At 51.4% G+C, this 18,603-nt stretch carries 20 protein-coding genes and 1 other RNA gene; 11 read left to right on the top strand and 10 right to left on the bottom strand.

All coding sequences use genetic code 11. The features are described from left to right. The first annotated feature begins 8 nt into the window (after positions 1-8). The 4 genes from HKT17_RS11235 to HKT17_RS11220 all read left to right on the top strand — a co-directional run bounded on the left by HKT17_RS11235 (position 9) and on the right by HKT17_RS11220 (position 3,716). Positions 9-995 carry a M14 family metallopeptidase gene (locus HKT17_RS11235; protein ID WP_105029930.1) on the top strand — a complete coding sequence of 329 codons (987 nt, stop codon included), beginning with the start codon at positions 9-11 and terminating at the stop codon, positions 993-995. Positions 996-1,142: 147 nt separating this feature from the next. After that, positions 1,143-1,997: a hypothetical protein gene (locus HKT17_RS11230; RefSeq protein WP_171100138.1), complete on the top strand. Its 855-nt coding sequence runs from the start codon at positions 1,143-1,145 to the stop codon at positions 1,995-1,997. A 115-nt stretch (positions 1,998-2,112) separates the two neighbouring features. Beyond that, a complete protein-coding gene (locus tag HKT17_RS11225; RefSeq protein ID WP_171100136.1) occupies positions 2,113-3,024 on the top strand; it encodes a chemotaxis protein in 912 nt (303 codons plus the stop codon). Between the two features lie 68 nt (positions 3,025-3,092). Then, positions 3,093-3,716, top strand: a complete 624-nt coding sequence (locus HKT17_RS11220) for a 2OG-Fe(II) oxygenase (protein WP_171100134.1) — start codon at positions 3,093-3,095, stop codon at positions 3,714-3,716. 29 nt (positions 3,717-3,745) lie between these two features. On the opposite strand, the gene HKT17_RS11215 is transcribed toward HKT17_RS11220, so the two are convergent. Together HKT17_RS11215 and HKT17_RS11210 are read right to left on the bottom strand one after the other, a co-directional pair. Next, positions 3,746-4,381 (bottom strand): NrsF family protein, encoded by a 636-nt coding sequence (locus HKT17_RS11215; protein ID WP_171100131.1) that lies wholly within the window; start codon positions 4,379-4,381, stop codon positions 3,746-3,748. Next, positions 4,378-4,959 carry a sigma-70 family RNA polymerase sigma factor gene (locus tag HKT17_RS11210; protein ID WP_171100129.1) on the bottom strand — a complete coding sequence of 194 codons (582 nt, stop codon included), beginning with the start codon at positions 4,957-4,959 and terminating at the stop codon, positions 4,378-4,380. The genes HKT17_RS11215 and HKT17_RS11210 overlap by 4 nt, the downstream gene beginning before the upstream one ends. A gap of 148 nt (positions 4,960-5,107) precedes the next feature. Here HKT17_RS11210 and HKT17_RS11205 point away from each other — a divergent pair, with 148 nt between their 5' ends. From HKT17_RS11205 to HKT17_RS11195, 3 genes are read left to right on the top strand one after another with little or no spacing between them, the layout of a single operon-like run. Continuing rightward, positions 5,108-6,217, top strand: coding sequence for an S-(hydroxymethyl)glutathione dehydrogenase/class III alcohol dehydrogenase (locus tag HKT17_RS11205; RefSeq protein ID WP_171101502.1), 1,110 nt, complete (start codon positions 5,108-5,110; stop codon positions 6,215-6,217). 1 nt (position 6,218) lies between these two features. Then, positions 6,219-7,055 (top strand): S-formylglutathione hydrolase, encoded by an 837-nt coding sequence (gene fghA / locus HKT17_RS11200; protein ID WP_171100127.1) that lies wholly within the window; start codon positions 6,219-6,221, stop codon positions 7,053-7,055. Between the two features lie 47 nt (positions 7,056-7,102). Continuing rightward, on the top strand, positions 7,103-8,164 hold the full coding sequence (locus tag HKT17_RS11195) for a zinc ribbon domain-containing protein (protein ID WP_171100125.1): 1,062 nt from the start codon (positions 7,103-7,105) through the stop codon (positions 8,162-8,164). Positions 8,165-8,166: 2 nt separating this feature from the next. Here HKT17_RS11195 and HKT17_RS11190 read toward each other — a convergent pair whose 3' ends face one another. Both HKT17_RS11190 and HKT17_RS11185 read right to left on the bottom strand, forming a co-directional pair. Beyond that, complete coding sequence (locus HKT17_RS11190) at positions 8,167-8,487, bottom strand: nucleotide pyrophosphohydrolase (protein ID WP_105029664.1); 321 nt, start codon at positions 8,485-8,487, stop codon at positions 8,167-8,169. 49 nt (positions 8,488-8,536) lie between these two features. After that, positions 8,537-9,667, bottom strand: a complete 1,131-nt coding sequence (locus tag HKT17_RS11185) for an alkene reductase (RefSeq protein WP_305847151.1) — start codon at positions 9,665-9,667, stop codon at positions 8,537-8,539. A 123-nt stretch (positions 9,668-9,790) separates the two neighbouring features. Between HKT17_RS11185 and HKT17_RS11180 the strand changes: the two genes are divergently transcribed. Next, positions 9,791-10,717 (top strand): LysR family transcriptional regulator, encoded by a 927-nt coding sequence (locus HKT17_RS11180; protein WP_171100123.1) that lies wholly within the window; start codon positions 9,791-9,793, stop codon positions 10,715-10,717. Here HKT17_RS11180 and rarD read toward each other — a convergent pair. Further along, positions 10,668-11,570 (bottom strand): EamA family transporter RarD, encoded by a 903-nt coding sequence (gene rarD, locus HKT17_RS11175; RefSeq protein ID WP_171100121.1) that lies wholly within the window; start codon positions 11,568-11,570, stop codon positions 10,668-10,670. The genes HKT17_RS11180 and rarD overlap by 50 nt on opposite strands. Positions 11,571-11,995: 425 nt before the next feature. Between rarD and HKT17_RS15530 the strand changes: the two genes are divergently transcribed. The 3 genes from HKT17_RS15530 (at position 11,996) to HKT17_RS11165 (ending at position 14,019) form a co-directional block, all read left to right on the top strand. Further along, complete coding sequence (locus HKT17_RS15530) at positions 11,996-12,232, top strand: hypothetical protein (RefSeq protein ID WP_146106733.1); 237 nt, start codon at positions 11,996-11,998, stop codon at positions 12,230-12,232. Between the two features lie 137 nt (positions 12,233-12,369). Continuing rightward, the gene (locus HKT17_RS11170; RefSeq protein WP_171100119.1) at positions 12,370-13,638 is read left to right on the top strand and encodes a PQQ-dependent sugar dehydrogenase; all 1,269 of its coding nucleotides are present in this window, start codon (positions 12,370-12,372) and stop codon (positions 13,636-13,638) included. Positions 13,639-13,707: 69 nt separating this feature from the next. Continuing rightward, complete coding sequence (locus HKT17_RS11165; protein WP_171100117.1) at positions 13,708-14,019, top strand: c-type cytochrome; 312 nt, start codon at positions 13,708-13,710, stop codon at positions 14,017-14,019. A 428-nt stretch (positions 14,020-14,447) separates the two neighbouring features. Here the strand turns inward: HKT17_RS11165 and ssrA are convergent. The 5 genes from ssrA to HKT17_RS11140 all read right to left on the bottom strand — a co-directional run bounded on the left by ssrA (position 14,448) and on the right by HKT17_RS11140 (position 18,442). Next, positions 14,448-14,831, bottom strand: a transfer-messenger RNA (tmRNA) gene (gene ssrA / locus HKT17_RS11160). A gap of 37 nt (positions 14,832-14,868) precedes the next feature. Continuing rightward, a complete protein-coding gene (locus HKT17_RS11155) occupies positions 14,869-15,570 on the bottom strand; it encodes an HAD family hydrolase (protein WP_171100115.1) in 702 nt (233 codons plus the stop codon). Further along, positions 15,552-16,268 (bottom strand): bifunctional 2-polyprenyl-6-hydroxyphenol methylase/3-demethylubiquinol 3-O-methyltransferase UbiG, encoded by a 717-nt coding sequence (ubiG, locus tag HKT17_RS11150; RefSeq protein WP_171100113.1) that lies wholly within the window; start codon positions 16,266-16,268, stop codon positions 15,552-15,554. Before ubiG ends, HKT17_RS11155 begins: the two co-directional genes overlap by 19 nt. A gap of 119 nt (positions 16,269-16,387) precedes the next feature. Beyond that, positions 16,388-17,044 (bottom strand): outer membrane protein OmpA, encoded by a 657-nt coding sequence (gene ompA, locus HKT17_RS11145; protein WP_105029654.1) that lies wholly within the window; start codon positions 17,042-17,044, stop codon positions 16,388-16,390. 75 nt (positions 17,045-17,119) lie between these two features. Further along, on the bottom strand, positions 17,120-18,442 hold the full coding sequence (locus HKT17_RS11140; protein ID WP_171100111.1) for an amidohydrolase family protein: 1,323 nt from the start codon (positions 18,440-18,442) through the stop codon (positions 17,120-17,122). Positions 18,443-18,603 lie beyond the last annotated feature (161 nt).

The raw sequence follows: 18,603 nt of genomic DNA, 5'->3' as shown, positions 1-18,603 counted from the left end.
TTTCTGCCATGCAGTTTCCAGCCCTTCCCACAATTCCTCATCCATTGCAGTTCAAGTCAGTCACATTCACTGCATTGCAGCCTGGTCCAAAATTGATCGTGCTGGGGGCAGTGCATGGTAACGAGGTATCGGGCAGCAAGGCTATCCTGAAAATGATTCAGGAGTTTGAGCTTGGTGAACGCTTGCTGATCAAAGGGCAGCTGACTTTTGTGCCGATTACCAACCCTTTGGCTTACAACCGCAAACAGCGCAATGGCGATAGAAACCTGAACCGCAATTTGACGCCGACCAACAGCCCGGTTGATTTTGAAGACCATGTGGCGAATTGGCTTTGCCCCTTGCTGGCTGCGCATGACGTGTTGCTGGACATACACAGTTTTCAGAAAGGGGAAGTGCCTTTCGCTTTATTTGGACCAAAGAACAACAACAGCACACTTGAGTCTTTCAAGCATGAGAGCGCTGAGCGTAGTTTGGCCTTGCGACTGGGAGTGAGTCGATTTGTAGACGGCTGGCTCGACACCTATGCCAAAGGTGTTTCGAACCGTGTTGCTTACTTGAAGGCGACGGGTCAATCGGGTGAGGGTTTAAATACAGATCCGCGTTATGGCATGGGGACCACGGAGTGCATGCGCTCCAGCGGTGGATATGCAGTCACACTGGAGTGTGGTCAGCATGATGATCCTTTGGGTCCGGATGTGGCTTACCGTGCCATCTCCAACACCTTGCTTCATCTGGAATTGATTGAAGGGCCCTCGGTGCCACCGGTGAGTGAGTATCAACACCTTAGTTTGGTCGAGGTAAACGATAAGCAGCATTTTGACGATCAGTTTGTACGTGCTTGGTCCAGTTTTGATCCCATACGCAAAGGCGAGTTAATCGGCATCCGACAGAGCGGGGAAGAGGTGAGGGCCAGTCGGGATGGATTTATTGTTTTCCCGAACACTTTGTCGCAGGCCGGTCAGGAGTGGTTTTACGTGGCTGTGGCCAATCAATAACCCCAAATGGGGGGAAACTAAGTAATTTTTCCTAATAAAACGCATCAAATGCCTACAAACAAGTGATTGAAATATATCACTTTCCGGATTGAGTCTTTGCTTTGCTTTTGTTTAAATTGAGCCTTGGTACTAGGGCATTGAGCAACAATGAGCGGCATTCAAAATCAAATTTCGGATCAAACAATCCAAGCCGTTGCGCTTTTGGGCGGAGCCACTGCCCAGTCCTACAGCGCGGTCAGCTTGAATGTTTCGCCAGTAGCGCCTGATTTGCAACATGCAGATGCCAGCCTGCCCACTCCCGATTCGACTGATAAAAGCGCTGGAAGTGACACCGAGTCTACTTTGCAGTCTCTGGAGAAGTTGTTTATTGACACTTTCTCCCCTGTGGTGACTTCACGACCTGTGTCTTCGAATACACCTGAAGAATTAATTGAGTTGCCCAACGGTTTCGTCCAACCAGATATTCAGAACCCCGAATTGATGTCTCGCTTCGAAGGTTCGTCGCTGGAAGATGAGGGTACGTTTGGAATTCAACAAACAGGATTTTCTGGGACTACCCTGATTACAGACGAACTACCCGAGACTCTTGGGACGGTGGGCGCTGGATTTTCACTGCTTGATTTTATCGAGCAGGCCATAGCGCAGGCCGAGGCCTCTCAACAAGAGTTCGGCGAGACTTTTGATGGCGGCCGGCAGGGTGAGTTTCGCGAATTGTTGGTGGATACCGGCATGGCGGTGGGGTCCGGGATTCGCGAGTTTCTGCAAGAGAATGTTGCTGGTGTGGGGCGCGAACTGGTGTCTTCATCAATCGATGCCACGGGTGTTGAGTTGCTTGATCCAATTGCCGAGCCCTTGCTCGGTGTTGACTACTATGCCAAGTCAGCCGAAGTGTTGAACGGTTTGTTGGATGCCGTAGCACAGCCGATTGGTTCAATTGCCTTGCCTCAGGTAGGTCCTTTACTTGCCGATCCCCGCGAGGAGCTGTCTGCTTATCTAGGCTAAATTTGTAGTCTTTTTAAAGGCGTAAAAGACCGGTTTTATCCCCCTTCCTAAGGATTTGATTCGTTTGTACTTGGTTCAGAATGAAGATTGAACCACGTCAACGGTCAATCCACCCATGAATTACAACAACGAACGAACCCCTGGCGAATCATCCACCGAGATGATTGAAATTCTGCTTTTTTCCCTGGGCGGTCAGGAAATTTTCGGCTTGAATGTATTCAAGATTCGGGAAGTCACTGAGCTGTCGCAGGTCACCCAGATTCCCGGGCAGCAAGGTGCCATGAACGGAGTAATTTCGCTGCGCGGACAAGTGTTGCCTGTTGTCTCGCTTGGAGATGCGATTGGCATGTCCACCGGCGAACCCAACTCCAAAATGATTATTTCTGAATTTGCGTCCCGTTCAGTTGCTTTCGCGGTGACCGATGTCGACAAAATCATTCGGGTGCCTTGGTCTGATGTAAAGCCTCCGCAAAAGTACGATTCTGAAGAAGGATCCGTTTTCGGCGTGGTGATGCTCGAAGATGGCAGCCTGGTGTCTTTGGTGGACATTGAAAGCGTGTGTCACCGCGTGTTGCCTGAAAAAGATGCGACACCTGTGACCACTGGTTTTGAATTGAACAAGGCTGGGCCTGTGTTTTTTGTGGATGATTCGATTGTGGCGCGACGAAAAATCAGCGAAGTGCTGGACACCATGGGTTTGAAACACAGCCATGCGGTCAACGGTGTTGAGGCCGAGCAAAAGTTGTTGGCCATTGCTTCCAGTGCCAATCAGAATTCAGAAGAATTGGAAGAGCGGGTTTCTTTGGTGTTGGTCGACGAGGAAATGCCCATCATGGATGGCTGCACCTTGACCAGAAAGCTCAAGGGTGATCCGAGATTCAAGAACATTCCGATCATCATGTACTCGTCTTTAACTTCTGAGGAAAATGCCCGACGAGGTATTGAGGCTGGCGTGAACATTTACGTGAAAAAGTTTGATTCGACTTCACTTTCCAACGCCATCGGTCAGCTTTTGGCACACGCTTGATTCCAAGTCTCGTGGAAGCGCTACACTTCGATCATTCGAAGCGAGTGCTTTTCTGGATTCCAAGAGTCATGTTTGATTTAATCGCGAGTGATCTTCGGTCAAAGGGTTATAGCATTCAAAAGAACGCACTGCCGCGTGGCTTGATCTCTGAACTGTTGGACACTTTTACTGACATACCCTCTGAAGCATTGAAACAGGCTGGTATTGGGCGCGCGCACGGCCAGCAATCGAATGCAGAGATTCGCCGTGACGAAATTGCATGGATCGAAAGCACACATGGCGGCGCTGCGGGTCGCTGGCTTGAATTCAGTGCACAGCTACAGCAATACCTGAATCGCACTTTGATGTTGGGCCTGTTTTCCTTTGAATCTCATTTCGCACATTACGCACCGGGTGCTTTTTACAGAACCCATGTGGACGCGTTCAAGGGACAGGCTAATCGGATCTTGTCGGTGGTGTTGTACCTGAACCCGGAATGGGGCCCAGAAGATGGCGGGGAAATGATCTTGTATTCAGACCTAGGTACGCAGGATGTTCTGGAAACTGTTCAGCCACAGGGTGGAACCCTCGCTGTGTTTTTAAGTGAAGACTTCCCACATGAAGTACTGCCCGCCAAGCGCCACCGATATAGCATTGCCGGTTGGTATCGTGTAAATACATCGAGCACGATGCGTATTGACCCACCTGCCTAGGATGTAGGATGGCGCGGCGGCAGTCTTGTTTACCAGCGCAATAATTTGGGTCCAAGCGCTGCGCCCAATACACCGCACAACGCAATACCCAGTGTGTACCAAACAGCAATGAAAGGTGCGGCTGGTTCGGTGCAGGCCAAAGCATAGGCCAAAGCCGCCAGCGAGCCGGAGAATAATCCGCAGGCCGTGCCGGCAGAAATCAGCTTGGTTGGTGCAAACCCACGCATGGCCCAAAATGAACCAGCCATCACCGGAAGTGACAGCCCCAAAATGGCCCATGGGCAAACCAGCCAGGAGTGTCCCAAGAGTGCGGCGGCGCGTTCAGATGCTGGAGTGCCCAGATAAGAAAGTACCCCCGCCATCAACATCAGCAACACCACTCCAACCACAGCCGATGTGGCCTGTTTGTCGGAGGCGCCCGGTTTCCCAAGGCGAGTGAACAGCCAACCTGCGGCAATAGTCAGTGTGCTGGCGTATCCAATTTTGATCCAGGGGCCTGGCTCAGAAAACATCTCACCGGGTATCAAACCCAGAACACCCAATACGATCGCCGCAGCGATCAGGCCACCCACAACACCGGCGGGTACCAGGCGATTGGCTACCGATACCTTTGGAGCAGGGCCAGCCTGGTTTGAAATCATAGTGATCAGTTCATCAGTTTTCATGTTTCACTCCTGACCAAAGCTGCCAGTTGTTTCAATCCCCGGTGTACTTGTACTTTCAGAGCGGCTACAGATACACCGCTGCGTTCCGAGGCCTCAATCATCGACAGCCCTTCAATCTTGGTGAGCAGAATGGCTTGTCTTTGCAGTTCAGGCAGTTGTTCAAGCAATACTCCCAAATCACGTTTCGAGGGCAGTTCCTCCTGCGTGGCAGGGTGTTGGTCCTCAGTCATGTCGTCAAGAGAATCGTTTAAATTGTCTCGTCGACCACGTCTACGCCATAAATCCACCAGCTTATGCCGCGCAATTGCAAACACCCAACTGCTCACGGGCAATGTCTCGTCATATGTGCCACGTTGCATGTGCAAAGCCAGCAAGGTCTCTTGCACCAAGTCCTCAACCTCGTCGGGCAGGGCTTGAAGCCTGCGACTGTAAAAACGACGTAGACGCTGAGCAATTTTCGACAGCGCTTCCCTGTAGGCTGCGGAGTCTCCGCCTTGCGCGCGCATCCAAAGGGGCTTGAGCGATAGCTCAAAATCATCCTGAGGGGGCACAGTATTGGGTTCGCTAGGAAGGGTCATTCGGTTACAAAGGCATGCTTTTAATTGTTTCAAGACACTACCACACTTCAAATGCGGCCAGCAGCGTGCAGGGTGGTCATGAACGCCTACTATAATGAGGTTCGTATTAAACACTCGCCAGCATTGGGGGAACAACATGTTGCAATCGATCAAAACACGCGCCGCGGTGGCCTGGGGACCAGGTCAACCACTATCAATCGAGGAGGTCGATTTGATGCCTCCCCAAAAGGGCGAGGTTCTCGTTCGCATCGTTGCAACGGGTGTTTGCCACACAGACGCTTACACTTTGTCAGGAGACGATCCCGAGGGGATTTTCCCGGCAATTCTGGGCCATGAAGGTGCTGGAATCGTCGAAGCGGTGGGAGAGGGCGTAACAAGCCTGGCTGTGGGTGACCATGTAATTCCGCTTTACACCGCTGAGTGCCGGGTGTGCAAATTTTGTACCTCGGGTAAGACCAACCTGTGCCAGGCCATTAGGGCCACACAAGGCAAGGGCCTGATGCCCGATGGCACGACGCGGTTTTCCAAAGACGGCAAGCCGATTTATCACTACATGGGTACTTCGACTTTTGCAGAACATACCGTTGTGCCTGAAATTTCACTGGCAAAAATTGATCCCAAAGCCCCATTGGAAAAGGTGTGCCTTCTGGGTTGTGGTGTAACCACGGGCATTGGCGCCGTGCACAACACAGCCAAGGTCAAGGCAGGTGACACGGTGGCTGTGTTTGGATTGGGCGGAATTGGTTTGGCGGCAATTATTGGTGCGGTGCAGGCCAAGGCCGGTCGAATTATCGCAATTGACATCAACGCAGACAAGTTTGAGATTGCCAGGAAATTGGGCGCCACCGATTTTGTGAATCCCAAAGACCACAGCAAACCGGTCCAGGAAGTGATTGTAGAAATGACGGATGGCGGTGTTGACTTCTCGTTCGAGTGTATAGGTAACGTGAATGTGATGCGCTCTGCACTGGAGTGTTGCCACAAAGGTTGGGGTGAATCAGTGATTATTGGCGTAGCAGGCGCAGGGCAGGAAATTTCCACCCGTCCCTTCCAGTTGGTGACCGGTCGAGTGTGGCGTGGTAGCGCATTTGGTGGTGTGAAAGGCCGCACCGAACTGCCGGGCTATGTAAACCGGTTCATGAATGATGAAATTGATCTGGACACATTCATTACCCATACCATGCCTTTGGAGCGCATCAACGAGGCTTTTGATTTGATGCACGAGGGCAAATCCATTCGCACCGTAATCCATTTTTGATATGAAATTACTCAGTAGCGTTCAATGCTTTGGCGGTCTGCAAAACCAGTATGAACACGTGTCTGACGCGCTGAACTGCACCATGCAGTTCAGTGTTTACTTGCCACCCCAAACGCAAGCGGGGCAAAAAGTGCCGGTGGCTTACTGGTTGTCCGGATTAACGTGCACCGATCAAAATTTTGCGACAAAGGCGGGTGCCCAGCGAGTGGCGGCTGAATTGGGCATTGCTGTGGTCATGCCCGACACCAGCCCGCGTGGTGACGGTGTGCCTGATGACCAAGACAAAGCCTATGATTTTGGTTTGGGTGCCGGTTTTTATGTGGATGCGACTGAAGTGCCATGGAGCTCACATTACAAAATGTACAGCTACATCGTTGATGAGTTGCCAGCCCTGATTGAAGAGGGTTTGCCGGTCAGTAAATGTAAATCCGTGTTCGGCCACTCGATGGGTGGGCATGGCGCGCTCACCATTGCATTGAACAACCCAGCCCTTTATGTCGCGGTGAGTGCTTTTTCTCCGATCGTAAGCCCCATGCAGTGCCCCTGGGGGCAGAAGGCCCTGGCGTGGTACCTGGGTAACAACCCTGAAGCCTGGCAGCGTCATGACACTGTGGCGTTGATTCGCTCAGGCGCGCAGCAGCTTCCCATGCTGATAGACCAGGGTTTGGCCGACAATTTTCTTGCTTCGCAATTAAAAACCGAATTGCTGGAGGCTGCTTTAAAGGAAACAGGCTATCAGGCCGAGGTTCGTTACCAGGCCGGGTACGATCACAGCTACTACTTTATTGCCAGCTTCATTGAAGATCATTTGCGTTTCCATGCGCGGTATCTGAAATAGGCGACTTGCGCGTTGTTGAAACCATACAAGAACAGGATGAGATTCAGATGAGCAAATCACTGAGGTTGTCAGAAAAATGGTTTCGACGTGGCCTGTGGCTTGTAGCCGTGGTTTTCGCATGGTTCCTGATTGGTTTGGGGGGCACGCTCGTTGGCGATTTGCCTCAAATTGAGCAAACCCAAACGCTTGAAGATTTCATGGATCCGATCGAACTGAAAACGGTTCGGGAACAAATCCGAAAGACGGAACTGAATGAGCGCGAGGTGAGCGATGCTTTGGAGCAGTCCAGGCTAAAACACAGTGCTGCCGAGGCTGACACCGATTCCGAACGCGAGAAGTTCATGGCTTGGGTAGCCACCCGCAAGGCCACAGCACTTCCCGATCAAGACCAGGAACTGATTGCGAGAACCCAGCGAGTTGACAACTTACAGGCCTTGGAACGGGTTGCTTTGGCACAGCTGGAGATGCAGCAGAAATTGCTGCTGGATGCACAGCAGGCCAACCGAAAAGCTCAATTGCGTTTGAATGAACTGGAACGCGCTGCGCAAGGTGAGTACACCAGTGCCATTCAAAGCCAGGAATTGCGCGTTTTTGCGTATCGCCTTGCTTTAACCCTGCCCCTGCTGCTGGTTGCGGGCTGGCTTTATAAAACCAAACGCCAAAGTACTTATTGGCCATTTGTTTGGGGTTTTATCTACTTTGCCTTGTTTGTATTTTTCGTTGAGTTGGTGCCGTATTTACCCAGTTATGGCGGCTACATTCGCTACATCGTGGGTATTGTCATCACAGTGTTGGTGGGGCGGCAGGCCATTCTTGCCCTGAACCGTTACCTGGAAGAACAACGATTGGCTGAGGAACAGCCGGAAACAAAACGACGTGAAGTTCTGGATTACGACACAGCGCTGGCGCGTTTACTCAAAGGCATTTGCCCTGGCTGTGAACGCACGGTTGATTTGAAAGACACGGGTATTGATTTTTGTCCGCATTGCGGAATAGGTCTTCACGACAAGTGCACAAGCTGTGGCTCTCGCAAAAGTACTTTTTCAAAGTATTGTCACGCCTGCGGTACCAGTGCTCGTTTGCCTGAACCACCAGAGCAAGCCGTATAGCCCTAGTCGATTGCGGGATACTTCAAGGCATTTTTCACCAGTTTTTTCTGGGCAGCATCAATTGGGTTGATTTCAAGCTGGTTGCATATTTGCAGCAGGTAAAGCAGCACGTCGGCCACTTCTTCTTTGACTTCATCCAGCTTGTTGCCTTTGATTTGTCGCGATTCGTCCTCGGTGAGCCATTGGAAGTGTTCCACCAACTCAGCCACTTCGACTGACAAAGCCATACTGAGATTTTTTGGGGAATGGAACTTTTCCCAATGTCGCGCATTGGAAAATTCGATCAATTGTTGTTGAAGTTTTTCTAGGCTGTCTTTGCTCATGACCTGAGAGTATCAAAAAAAACGCCAGCTTGTGGCTGGCGTTTTTCAATTACGCAGTCAGTGATGGGTAATCAATGTAGCCCTCTGGCCCTGGTGCGTAATAAGTTTGCGGGTTGCCCTCTGCCAAGGGTGCGTTCAGTTTCAGGCGCTGTACAAGGTCGGGGTTGGCAATGTAAGCCCGGCCAAAAGAGACTGCATCGGCCCAGCCAGTTTCCAGCGCATTGATTGCCATTTCACGGGTGTAGCCGTTGTTCACAATGTAGGTGCCTTTGAATGTTTTGCGAGCCCATCCATAATCAAAGCCGGGTACATTGCGATCGCCGCCAGTCGAGCCTTCAATCATATGAATGAAGCCGATTCCGCGCTGGTTCAATTGCTCGATCAGATAGCCAAACACTTCTTGAGGATTGCTGTCGCTCAGATCGTTGAATGGCGTAACCGGGGACAAGCGAATACCCACCTTGCCAGCGCCGATTTCCGCGATCACTGCATCCACCACTTCAAGGGCGAAGCGCGCGCGGTTTTCAAAAGAGCCGCCATATTGATCGGTGCGTTTGTTGGCGCCGTCACGCAAAAACTGGTCGATCAAATAACCATTTGCACCGTGAATTTCTACACCATCAAAGCCAGCCTTGATTGCGTTGGCCGCACCTTGGCGATACTCGTTCACGACCACTTTGATTTCTTCAGCGGTCAGTTCATGAGGTACCGGCACGTCTACTTTGCCATTGTGAGTGTAGGCAACCACATTGGGCTTGATTGCAGAAGGCGCAATTGGGTTCAAACCTCCTGTCAGGTCGGGGTGAGTAATTCGGCCCACATGCCAAATCTGGGCAATAATTTTGCTGCCAGCGGCATGAACAGCCTCAGTGATCGGTTTCCAGCCCTGCACTTGGGCCTCGGAATAGATCCCCGGCGTGGCCATGTAGCCTTTCCCTGCTGGTGAAACCTGTGTGCCTTCGCTGATGATCAGACCAGCATTCGCACGTTGCCTGTAATACTCAATGTTCATGTCGCTGCCAGGAATATCTCCGGCCACTTCGTCGGAACGACAGCGTGTCAATGGCGCCATGACAACGCGGTTTTTTACCTCAATGCTGCCAATTTTTCCGGGTTGGAACAGTTTTAAATCATCCACGTTGGCAATTTGTTCATTCACATGTGGGGTGGGTGCATTCATACGTCGGTACTCCTCTTGTGTTGCAGTGCAATGTTGCACATTATGCGTATTCAAAGCCCATAGATCTACGGAACAGTTGTTATAGTATTTATTCCTCATGGGAATATATAAAGGAATCACTACATGGATCGCTTGAGGCTGATGGAAACATTCGTGAGAGTTGTTGAAACAGGTAATTTCTCGGCGGTGGCCCGGCAGGCCCACACCACACAGTCGGCCATCAGCAAACAGGTACAGGCTCTGGAGGCCGATGTTGGCGTGTTGTTGTTGGTGCGATCCACCCGCAGCCATTCATTAACAGAAGCGGGTCGCCTTTACTACCAGCGTTGTAGACAGGTGCTCGATACTCTGGAAGAGGCTCGCAGTGAAGTGCATCGCGCTGAACACGAGGTCAGCGGCCTGCTGAGAGTGGCTGCACCGGTCGCATTTGGCCGAATTCACATCGTGCCCCGGCTCGCGGCATTCTATGCGCGATATCCGAAAATGCGTATTGACCTGCAACTCGACGACAGTTTTGTTGACCTTGTGGCAGCAGGTATCGACGTGGCTTTTCGTGTGGGTGAGTTAAAAGACAGCCGTTTGATTGCCCGACGTATTGGCTCGGTGGCGAGGGCTGTGATTGTGTCGTCATCTTATTTGGCTCGACATGGTGCTCCGCAAAAACCTGATGATTTAAGTGAGCACAATTGCCTGCTTTACACCGGCATCGACAACTTCAATGAATGGACTTTTTACGGCAGTAAAGACAAGGCCATCACGGTGCGTGTGGGCAGCAACTTTCAATCGAACAGTTCCGAAGCAATTCGCCAAGGCGTTCTTGAAGGGCTGGGAATATGCTATTCACCCACCTGGATTTATGGTCGTGATATTCGGGAGGGCAGTGTTAACACGATTTTGAACAACTACAAACCAAGCACTTTACCGCTGAATGTGGTGTATCAACCCGAGCGTCGCCCCTCCATCAAAATCAGCAGTTTTGTTGATTTCTTCACGGAAGCTTTCAACCAAGATCCTGATTTGTCGACTGCGATTCGGTCTTACAAAGCTTAAGTAAACCCTCCACGGCCAGTAAACTCAGTGACAGCCAAATGGCGAGATAAGTGGGCCATTCCTGCTGAGCGATTGATTCGCCGATCAAGAATGCAACAATCACCAAAAGCACAGGCTCTACGTAGCCCAGCAAACCAAACAAACTAAAGGGCAGCATTCGACTCGACAAAATATAAGCTATCAATGCAGATGCGCTTAACACGCCCAACAGAATAATCAGCAAAGGTAGCTGAAGTTGTAACCCCGTCATTTGAGCCAAGCCATCGCCGCTCAGAGCGAAATAAATGGCAAGCGGTGACATCAGCAGCATGTCAAACCACAGTCCACCCAAGTTGTCTATTTTGAATTTTGACCGCAGCACAAAATAATAGGGATAACCCAGGCAAACCAGGAGCGAAGTCCAAGCGAATCCCCCCGCCTGAATAACTGCGTTTGTAACGCCAAGTAGTGCCAACAAGACTGCCAGTTTTTGCAGTTGACTCAGTTTGTCTTTGTAATACAGACGACCGATCAAAACCATCACAAGAGGCATCATGAAGTAGCCCAACGACACATTCATCGCATGGCCATGTAGCGGTGCCCATAGGAACAGCCAAAGTTGTATGCCCAGAAGCAGGGATGACGCCGGTAAGGCCAGATAAAGTTTCCACTCTGTTTTCAGGCGCAGCGCAATCGATTTGATCAAGCCCCAGTCTTTGGTCCAGATCAGAAATAGGGTCATCACAGGCAGGGTTAGTAGCATTCTCCAGCCGTAAATTTCCTCCCCACTCAACGGTTCAAGCAGTGTGGTGTAGTAGTACATGCTGCCAAAAAGCACTGAAGCCAAAATGGAAAGAAAAATGCCTTTTTGCATAATTTGCGGAGTGGATGCCTTTCAGCTGTGGCGAAAAGTGAACAATTGTGAAGCCAAAAAAATAACCAGAATTCTAGTTTTGTCTAGTTCGAAAAATAGACATTCAAGTAGTTTTTTGCGCTGCAGCAATTGTATGCGGAAATTGTTAAAAAAAGGAATTTGTACAAAGTAGCATTGTGACGAAATTTGTTCGTCCGGCGGCCAAAAAATTGACCGCAAATCGACATTACATTTTCTGGATCTAAATTGCCATATTCATTAATATTCGCTGGTCCAAAAACACAGGCAATCACAGCAATAGTTTTTGGCGATCAACCAGGCACGCTCAGGTGAGCGTCGTTCGTTAGCAAGGAAACCTTGCATTGCAGTGTGCATTCACTGGTCTGGAGACCAGCGTTTGGCAAGCTGAACAGGTGTGTTAGATCATGAAAATCTATTTGTGTTTGTTGGTGTTACTCAGTGTAATTGTTGCATTGTTGCTTCGGCTTCTCGATCTTAGTTGGCCATTGTCCCTCATTGGGGGCTTGTTGGCCTTCAGCGGATCCACAATTTTGTTGCTGGGTTGTAGCGTTCAGCGATTGCTCTCCGATCAAGGTGAGCATGCCAGAGGCAAAAACTTCTTCAGCCTGATATTGAAAGGCAAGTCTTCAAAAACTGAATGATCCAGTCCGGGTAAGGCCATATTGACCGAGTGTTAAATATGTGCAATTTTCTTTAGGTGTACTTCGACGTTGGGCGATTTCGCAATCGCCTTAACATTGAAGGCACACTTGCCTTACCTACAGAATCAGGAGACAAAATGAAGAAGCTAAATAAACTTTTGTCCTGCGCCGTCCTTGCCTCAGCCAGTTTGGCGATTGGTGGAGTCGCGATTGCAGCAGCACCCAATCTTACCGCAACAGCCGTTCTATCCAAGTTGGAAAACCCCTGGGACATGGCATTTTTGCCCGATGGTTCCATGTTCTTCACCGAGAAATGCCACGGACTTTCCGTTCGCTTGCCCTCCGGGACAGTGAATAAGCTGGTGGGAATGAAAGATGCCAAGGGTTATGCCGACTCTATGCCAGATTTGTTCTGCGATGGTCAGGCTGGTATGAACGGCGTGGCTGTAGACCCTGAATTTGCGAAGAATCGCTACGTGTATGTGTATTCCACGTCCAGCAAATCCAGTCCTCAAACGAATCGGGTTATTCGTTTGAAGGTGAATGCTGATTTAAGCAAAACTTCGGATAGAACCGATATTGTGGATGACATTCCCTACAAAACAGCTGCGAGCGATCATCCCTTCGGTTCATCTGGCGCACACAATGGCGGAAGGATCCGTTTCAATTCTGGTGATGGTTTTCTGTACGTGACCACCGGTGACACACACAATGGTGCCGTGCCGCAAAGCCCCACCAAGATGGGCGGCAAGGTATTGCGAATTGATCGTGACGGCAAGGCGGCTGCTGGCAACAAGCCTCCCAAAGGTTTTGATGCCCGCGTTTTCACATTTGGCCACCGCAATCCCCAAGGTATTGCATTTCGTCCGGGTACAAACCAGCCTGTGACTGCGGAGAATGGACCTTGGCATTCTGATGAAGTGACTGTGCTCACCAATGGTGGCAATGCAGGCTGGGATCCCCGGCCGAATGTAGGTGGGCGTGGTGATTGCCCCGACGCCTACTGCGGCTACAGCCCCAACCAGATGGGCGCCATGGAACCCGTCAAGCGAGCAGCATTCATGCCGATGACAGACACCAAAACCTACCCCAAAGCGATGAAACCGGCCTGGAACAATGAAAATCTGTCCCAAGGCATGTCCTCGGGTGTTTTTCTGAACGGTAAACAGTGGAAAGACTGGGATGGAAAAATGGCAGTTGGCTACATGGGAATTGGTATTCACGGCACCCCAGTTGGCAACCGCATTGATTTACTCGACATCAGCAAAGACGGCTTGACAGCCAAGCGCACCATCATGCCTTTGCCCATGCCCGCGGGTCGCTTCCGTTCGGTGGCGCAAGGCCCTGACGGCAACCTCTATGTGGCCACTGATGAAGGGGAAATCTATCAGATCAAACCCAACTGAGTTTTTTGAGTTGGGATGTCAACGCTGTGCCGCCTGACTGGGTGGCACGGCTCTAGAGAGGAAGTATTCATGACGAAGCATGTAGCCTTGCTTGTTGCAGGTTCAATGCTGACGGCGTTTGGCAATGCGGTGGCAAGCCCTGAAATGGTCAGAAGTTACAACTGTACGGCCTGCCATGCTGAGGACAAAAAGAAGTATGGCCCCACCTATCAACAAGTGGCTTTGAAATACGCCGATGAGGCAGGGGCTGCTGAAAAGTTGGCCAAAAAAATTCAAACAGGCGGTGCGGGGGTATGGGGTAATACGCCGATGCCGGCGCAACCACGGGTAAGCGATGAGGATGCACTGGCGATTGCCCGGTATATTTTGTCGGTGAAATGAAAAGAAAAAGGCTACCTTCGAAGGTAGCCTTTCTTTTATTTGGTGGAGCCGGCGGGAATTTCCCGGCCCACGCCTTGCAGGGCGTGGGCGTTCGCCCAGCACGGCCCCAAACTGTTGGGCCCGTGAAACCACCTGGCTCACCCCGCGCCGCTTGCGTCCGCGGCTTCAATTTCCACAAATCCTTCAACTCAAAATAAAAAAGGCCACCACAAGGGCAGCCTTTTCTATTTTGTTTGGTGGAGCCGGCGGGAATTTCCCGGCCCACGCCTTGCAGGGCGTGGGCGTTCGCCCAGCACGGCCCCAAACTGTTGGGCCCGTGAAACCACCTGGCTCACCCCGCGCCGCTTGCGTCCGCGGCTTCAATTTCCACAAATCCTTCAACTCAAAATAAAAAAGGCCACCACAAGGGCAGCCTTTTCTATTTTGTTTGGTGGAGCCGGCGGGAATTGAACCCGCGTCCGCAAATCCTCCACTACCAGTTCTACGTGTGTAGTCGTCTTCTTTGTATTTAACGGCTACTGACGAAAAGCGACATTCTTCAGCATCCGCGATCCACCTAATTTAACTTACCAGCCGGCAGCATTCCAGTAAGCGGTCCGATGTAGATGATCCCACTGCGGGTTTGACCCCGCCCAGTCCATCGGCGAACTGGTGTAGGAAGTCCAAACTAAACTGGCTTAAGCGGCCAGTTTGAGTTCGGGGCTAAACGAAGAGTCGTTTGCGTTTAAAGTTTTTCAGATGGATTTACGAGGTAACTGATCCTCGACACGCCCCAATAGCTTTGCAACCCACGTCGAAACCAGATCGACCCCATTGGAAAGTTAATTGTAACACTCTTGAGGTGGGGGCTCACATTCTAATTTCAAGCCATTTGGCCAAATCGTGGGCCGTTTTTACGATGGCATCGGCACCCCATTGGTCTATCGGGCTGGCGATGTAGCCATATTCAACCGCCACAGTAGCCATACCTGCCTCCCGGCCTGCGATTACATCCCGTTCATCATCGCCAATCATCACGCATTGCTCGGTGGGCAGGTGCATTTCACCAGCTGCCATGAAGCAGGGCAGTGGGGAGGGTTTTGGCTTTTCGGCGGTGTCTCCCCCAATTAACACGCTGCACCCATGCGTCAAGCCCAGTTCACGTACCAATTTCTCGGCCAAATAGTATGGCTTGTTGGTGACAATGCCCCATTGAGCACCGCGCGCCTTGACTTCATTCAGTAAGGGAATGATTCCGCTGTAAACAGCACTCTCGCGGGCGATTCTGGCCTCGTAACGTTCAAGAAACTCCGCACGCATCGCCGGAAATTCAGGATAGTGCATTTCAAGCCCGAAGCCTGCTTTCAACAAAGCGCGAGCACCCCCCGAGGCGAGGTGCTCCATGGCGCGATAAGGTGTAATGTCAACACCCCTGTCGCTTTGCATGTCTTGAATGGTGCCGCACAAGTCGGGTGCGGTGTCTACAAGCGTTCCATCCAGATCAAACAAAATTCCTTTTAGAGGCACGGTTAATTCCCATTGTGCAATTTTGATCAGGCGGGCTTTCTGCACGCCACCATGTAATTTACATCGGTATCGCGAGCAAGGCGGTAAACCTTGGTCAGGGGGTTGTACACCAAGCCAATGATTTCTGAAAAATCCAGTTTGGACAAGCGTGCGTACTGGGCCAACTCAGACGGTTTGATGAACTTTTTGTACTCGTGAGTGCCTTTGGGCAGCAGGTTCAACACATATTCCGCGCCTACAATCGCGAAAACAAAGCTTTTCGGGTTGCGGTTGATGGTTGAAAAAAACAGCCATCCACCTGGCTTGCACAAGTTTGCACAGGCTTGAATGGTTTGAGCGGGGTCGGGTACATGCTCCAGCATTTCAAGGCAGGTCACCACGTCGAAAGTTTCTTGCTCCTCAGTGGCCAGCTGTTCGGCAGAAACAAAACGGTAGTTGACATTATTCACGCCTGTTTCAAGCTTGTGAAGTTCAGCCACTTTCAGCGATTTGTCTGCCAGGTCAATGCCCAAAACATCTGCGCCGCGGCGAGCCATGCTTTCAGCCAGAATGCCACCACCGCAGCCCACATCCAACACTCGTTTGCCTTTCAGGCCGACGCGTTCGTCGATCCAGTTCAATCGGAGGGGGTTGATTTCGTGCAATGGCCGGAATTCACTGTTCGGGTCCCACCATTTGCTGGCAAGGGCTGAAAATTTAGCCAGTTCTGCATGGTCTACGTTGTTGGATTCGATACTGCTCATGCTCATCTTCCTTGGTAAACGCTCGTGGTGCGTATTCAACAGCCAGTAGTTTAACCGAAGGCGGAAACAAAAAAGCCCGGCTAGGCCGGGCTTTTTTGATCAGAACCAGAGGTTGGGAATTACTTCACAACTTTCTGTGTTGCGTTGAATTCAATTTCAACGCGACGGTTCTTGGCACGACCTTCTTTGGTCTTGTTGTCAGCCACTGGCTGGCTTTCGCCCATGCCCTTGATCTGAATACGGTCAGCTGCTACGCCTTTGCTTACCATGTAGTCCTTCACAGCCTGAGCACGACGCTCGGACAGCTTCTGGTTGTAAGCGTCGGAACCGATGGAGTCGGTGTGGCCGATTGCAATTACGCTGTTCAGGTCAACCTGACCCAACTTGGCGATTTCGGAATCAATGCGGTCCTTGCCGCCTTGCTTCAGTGTGGCCTTGTCGAAGTCGAAGTAAGCGTCAGCTTCCAGGCTTACTTTTGTAATCACTGGGGTCGGTGCAGGTGCTGGCTCAGGAGCAGGTGCTGGTGCAGCAACTGGTGCTGGTGCTGGCTTCTTGGGGATCAAGTCAGGATCGCATTCCTGAATTGCCAAAGCGGCTGTGAAGTAGCTGGTGCGGATGCACTCGCCGGAGCCGTCTTTAACAACCTTGCCGCTGCCATCCACTACATAGCCTGACAGGCCTTCACCTTTGTCTGTTGTGTGGGCCATAGCGGCTGTAGACGCTGTACCAATGGCCATTGCCATCAGAACTTGCGTGAGAGTCGACATTTTTTTCATTGTTGCTCCTTGGGTTAAATAGGGGTTCAAGCTGGTTGATAGTTTACAGTAGAGGCTGTCATAGTTATCACCCTCTCAACCAACTTTCTCGACACGAGTCTGCCACACTCGTTGGGTTTTTCGCATGATTTCCCCGACTAATTGTGCCCTTTTGCCCACAAGTTGTTGCGATTGCACAACTTGAACGCCCGCTACCCAAACATGCTTCACATCCCTGGAAGCCCCGCTGTAAGCCAGTTTTGAGACCAGATTGTGGTTGGGTAACTGGTGAGCAGCCTCTCCAATTGCGATTGTGATCAGGTCCGCCTGCAGGCCGGGGGCAATGCGGCCGATCAGGTGGTCTGCGCCCAGGGCTTTGGCTGCATTGCAGGTCATGCTTTTCAGTAACTCACCTGCACTGAAGGCGGTGGCATCGCCACTTGCACCCTTGCACAGCAGGGAGGCCAATCGGCCTTCTTCCCACAGGTCCAGCTTGTTGTTGCTGGCGGCACCATCGGTACCAATTACCACATTGACGCCTGCTTTAAGCGCCGCAGCCACGGGGGCAATGCCGCTGGCGAGTTTCAGGTTCGATGCGGGGCAATGCACCAACGTTGCACCTTTCGCCGCCATTGCCTGCAACTCATGCTCATTCAAGTGCACTCCGTGAACCGCCATCAGGCGTTCGTTAATCAGACCGAGTTGTTCAAACCTGGCAAACGGCCGTTTGCCGTCCCGACTTTCCGCATCACTGACTTCACTCGCGGTCTCATGCAAATGGCAGTGAACGGGCAGGTCCAGCTCTTCGGCCAGCATCGCCATATGCCGAAAGGTGTCATCACTCACTGTGTAAGGAGCATGCGGAGCGATGGTCCAATGTACGGTGGGCTCAAGCTTGAATTTGTCGCGTGCTGCTATCCCCAACTCGATGTATTGCTTGGCCTCTGCTGCGTAGCGGGTCGGGAATTCGATCACGGTGATGCCTGCAAATACGCGTGAACCCACGTCCAGCGCCGCTTGAACAACCTGGTCGGGGTAAAAATACATATCGTTGAAAGTGGTTATTCCGCCTTGAAGCATCTCGGCGGCGGCCAGCACTGTTCCGTCATACACAAACTCGGCATCGGCCAATTCACCCTCAAGGGGCCAAATCCGGGTTTGTAACCAGTCATGCAAGGCCAAATCGTCAGCGGCACCACGCAGCAAATTCATGGCGGCGTGGGTGTGGCAATTGATCAAGCCTGGCATCAGTGCCTGCCCCGGTAGATCAACCCTTTCCGCGCCTGGATGCGCCAGCAGCATTTCCTCGCGTGGGCCAATGGCCTGAATTAGGTCTTGGTTAATCAAAACCGCCTGGTTTTCAAGTACTTCAGTGGTGTGGTTCAGGCACAAGAGCCATTGGGGGGTCAGCAGTTGCATGGGCAGGGTCACTAGATGATTTGGAACGCACCATTGCGCCCAGTTTCAGCGATTTTGGCTGATACAATCGAAAGCTTGCAAGTGTAGCGCCAGGGATGTGACGCAGCCGTGAATGGCAGCGTCCCAGATTGTTATTCCTTCAGTCAAATAATTCAACACAA

The organism is Limnobacter sp. SAORIC-580 (genome assembly GCF_013004065.1).
Taxonomy (GTDB): domain Bacteria; phylum Pseudomonadota; class Gammaproteobacteria; order Burkholderiales; family Burkholderiaceae_B; genus Limnobacter; species Limnobacter profundi.
The sequence above is the reverse complement of the archived record's forward strand: the minus strand, read 5'-3'. Positions and strand labels throughout refer to the sequence as shown.

Excerpts from the sequence above, each read along its gene's own strand:
- HKT17_RS11185 (WP_305847151.1), bottom strand. The coding sequence starts at position 9,667 with ATGAATGCACCCACCCCACATGTGAATGAACAAATTGCCAACGTGGAT.
- HKT17_RS11180 (WP_171100123.1), top strand. The coding sequence starts at position 9,791 with ATGGATCGCTTGAGGCTGATGGAAACATTCGTGAGAGTTGTTGAAACA.
- HKT17_RS11190 (WP_105029664.1), bottom strand. The coding sequence starts at position 8,487 with ATGAGCAAAGACAGCCTAGAAAAACTTCAACAACAATTGATCGAATTT.
- HKT17_RS11210 (WP_171100129.1), bottom strand. The coding sequence starts at position 4,959 with ATGACCCTTCCTAGCGAACCCAATACTGTGCCCCCTCAGGATGATTTT.
- HKT17_RS11225 (WP_171100136.1), top strand. The coding sequence starts at position 2,113 with ATGAATTACAACAACGAACGAACCCCTGGCGAATCATCCACCGAGATG.
- HKT17_RS11235 (WP_105029930.1), top strand. The coding sequence starts at position 9 with ATGCAGTTTCCAGCCCTTCCCACAATTCCTCATCCATTGCAGTTCAAG.
- HKT17_RS11165 (WP_171100117.1), top strand. The coding sequence starts at position 13,708 with ATGACGAAGCATGTAGCCTTGCTTGTTGCAGGTTCAATGCTGACGGCG.
- HKT17_RS11195 (WP_171100125.1), top strand. The coding sequence starts at position 7,103 with ATGAGCAAATCACTGAGGTTGTCAGAAAAATGGTTTCGACGTGGCCTG.
- fghA (WP_171100127.1), top strand. The coding sequence starts at position 6,219 with ATGAAATTACTCAGTAGCGTTCAATGCTTTGGCGGTCTGCAAAACCAG.
- HKT17_RS11220 (WP_171100134.1), top strand. The coding sequence starts at position 3,093 with ATGTTTGATTTAATCGCGAGTGATCTTCGGTCAAAGGGTTATAGCATT.
- HKT17_RS11140 (WP_171100111.1), bottom strand. The coding sequence starts at position 18,442 with ATGCAACTGCTGACCCCCCAATGGCTCTTGTGCCTGAACCACACCACT.
- HKT17_RS15530 (WP_146106733.1), top strand. The coding sequence starts at position 11,996 with ATGAAAATCTATTTGTGTTTGTTGGTGTTACTCAGTGTAATTGTTGCA.
- HKT17_RS11215 (WP_171100131.1), bottom strand. The coding sequence starts at position 4,381 with ATGAAAACTGATGAACTGATCACTATGATTTCAAACCAGGCTGGCCCT.
- HKT17_RS11230 (WP_171100138.1), top strand. The coding sequence starts at position 1,143 with ATGAGCGGCATTCAAAATCAAATTTCGGATCAAACAATCCAAGCCGTT.
- ompA (WP_105029654.1), bottom strand. The coding sequence starts at position 17,044 with ATGAAAAAAATGTCGACTCTCACGCAAGTTCTGATGGCAATGGCCATT.
- rarD (WP_171100121.1), bottom strand. The coding sequence starts at position 11,570 with ATGCAAAAAGGCATTTTTCTTTCCATTTTGGCTTCAGTGCTTTTTGGC.
- ubiG (WP_171100113.1), bottom strand. The coding sequence starts at position 16,268 with ATGAGCAGTATCGAATCCAACAACGTAGACCATGCAGAACTGGCTAAA.
- HKT17_RS11170 (WP_171100119.1), top strand. The coding sequence starts at position 12,370 with ATGAAGAAGCTAAATAAACTTTTGTCCTGCGCCGTCCTTGCCTCAGCC.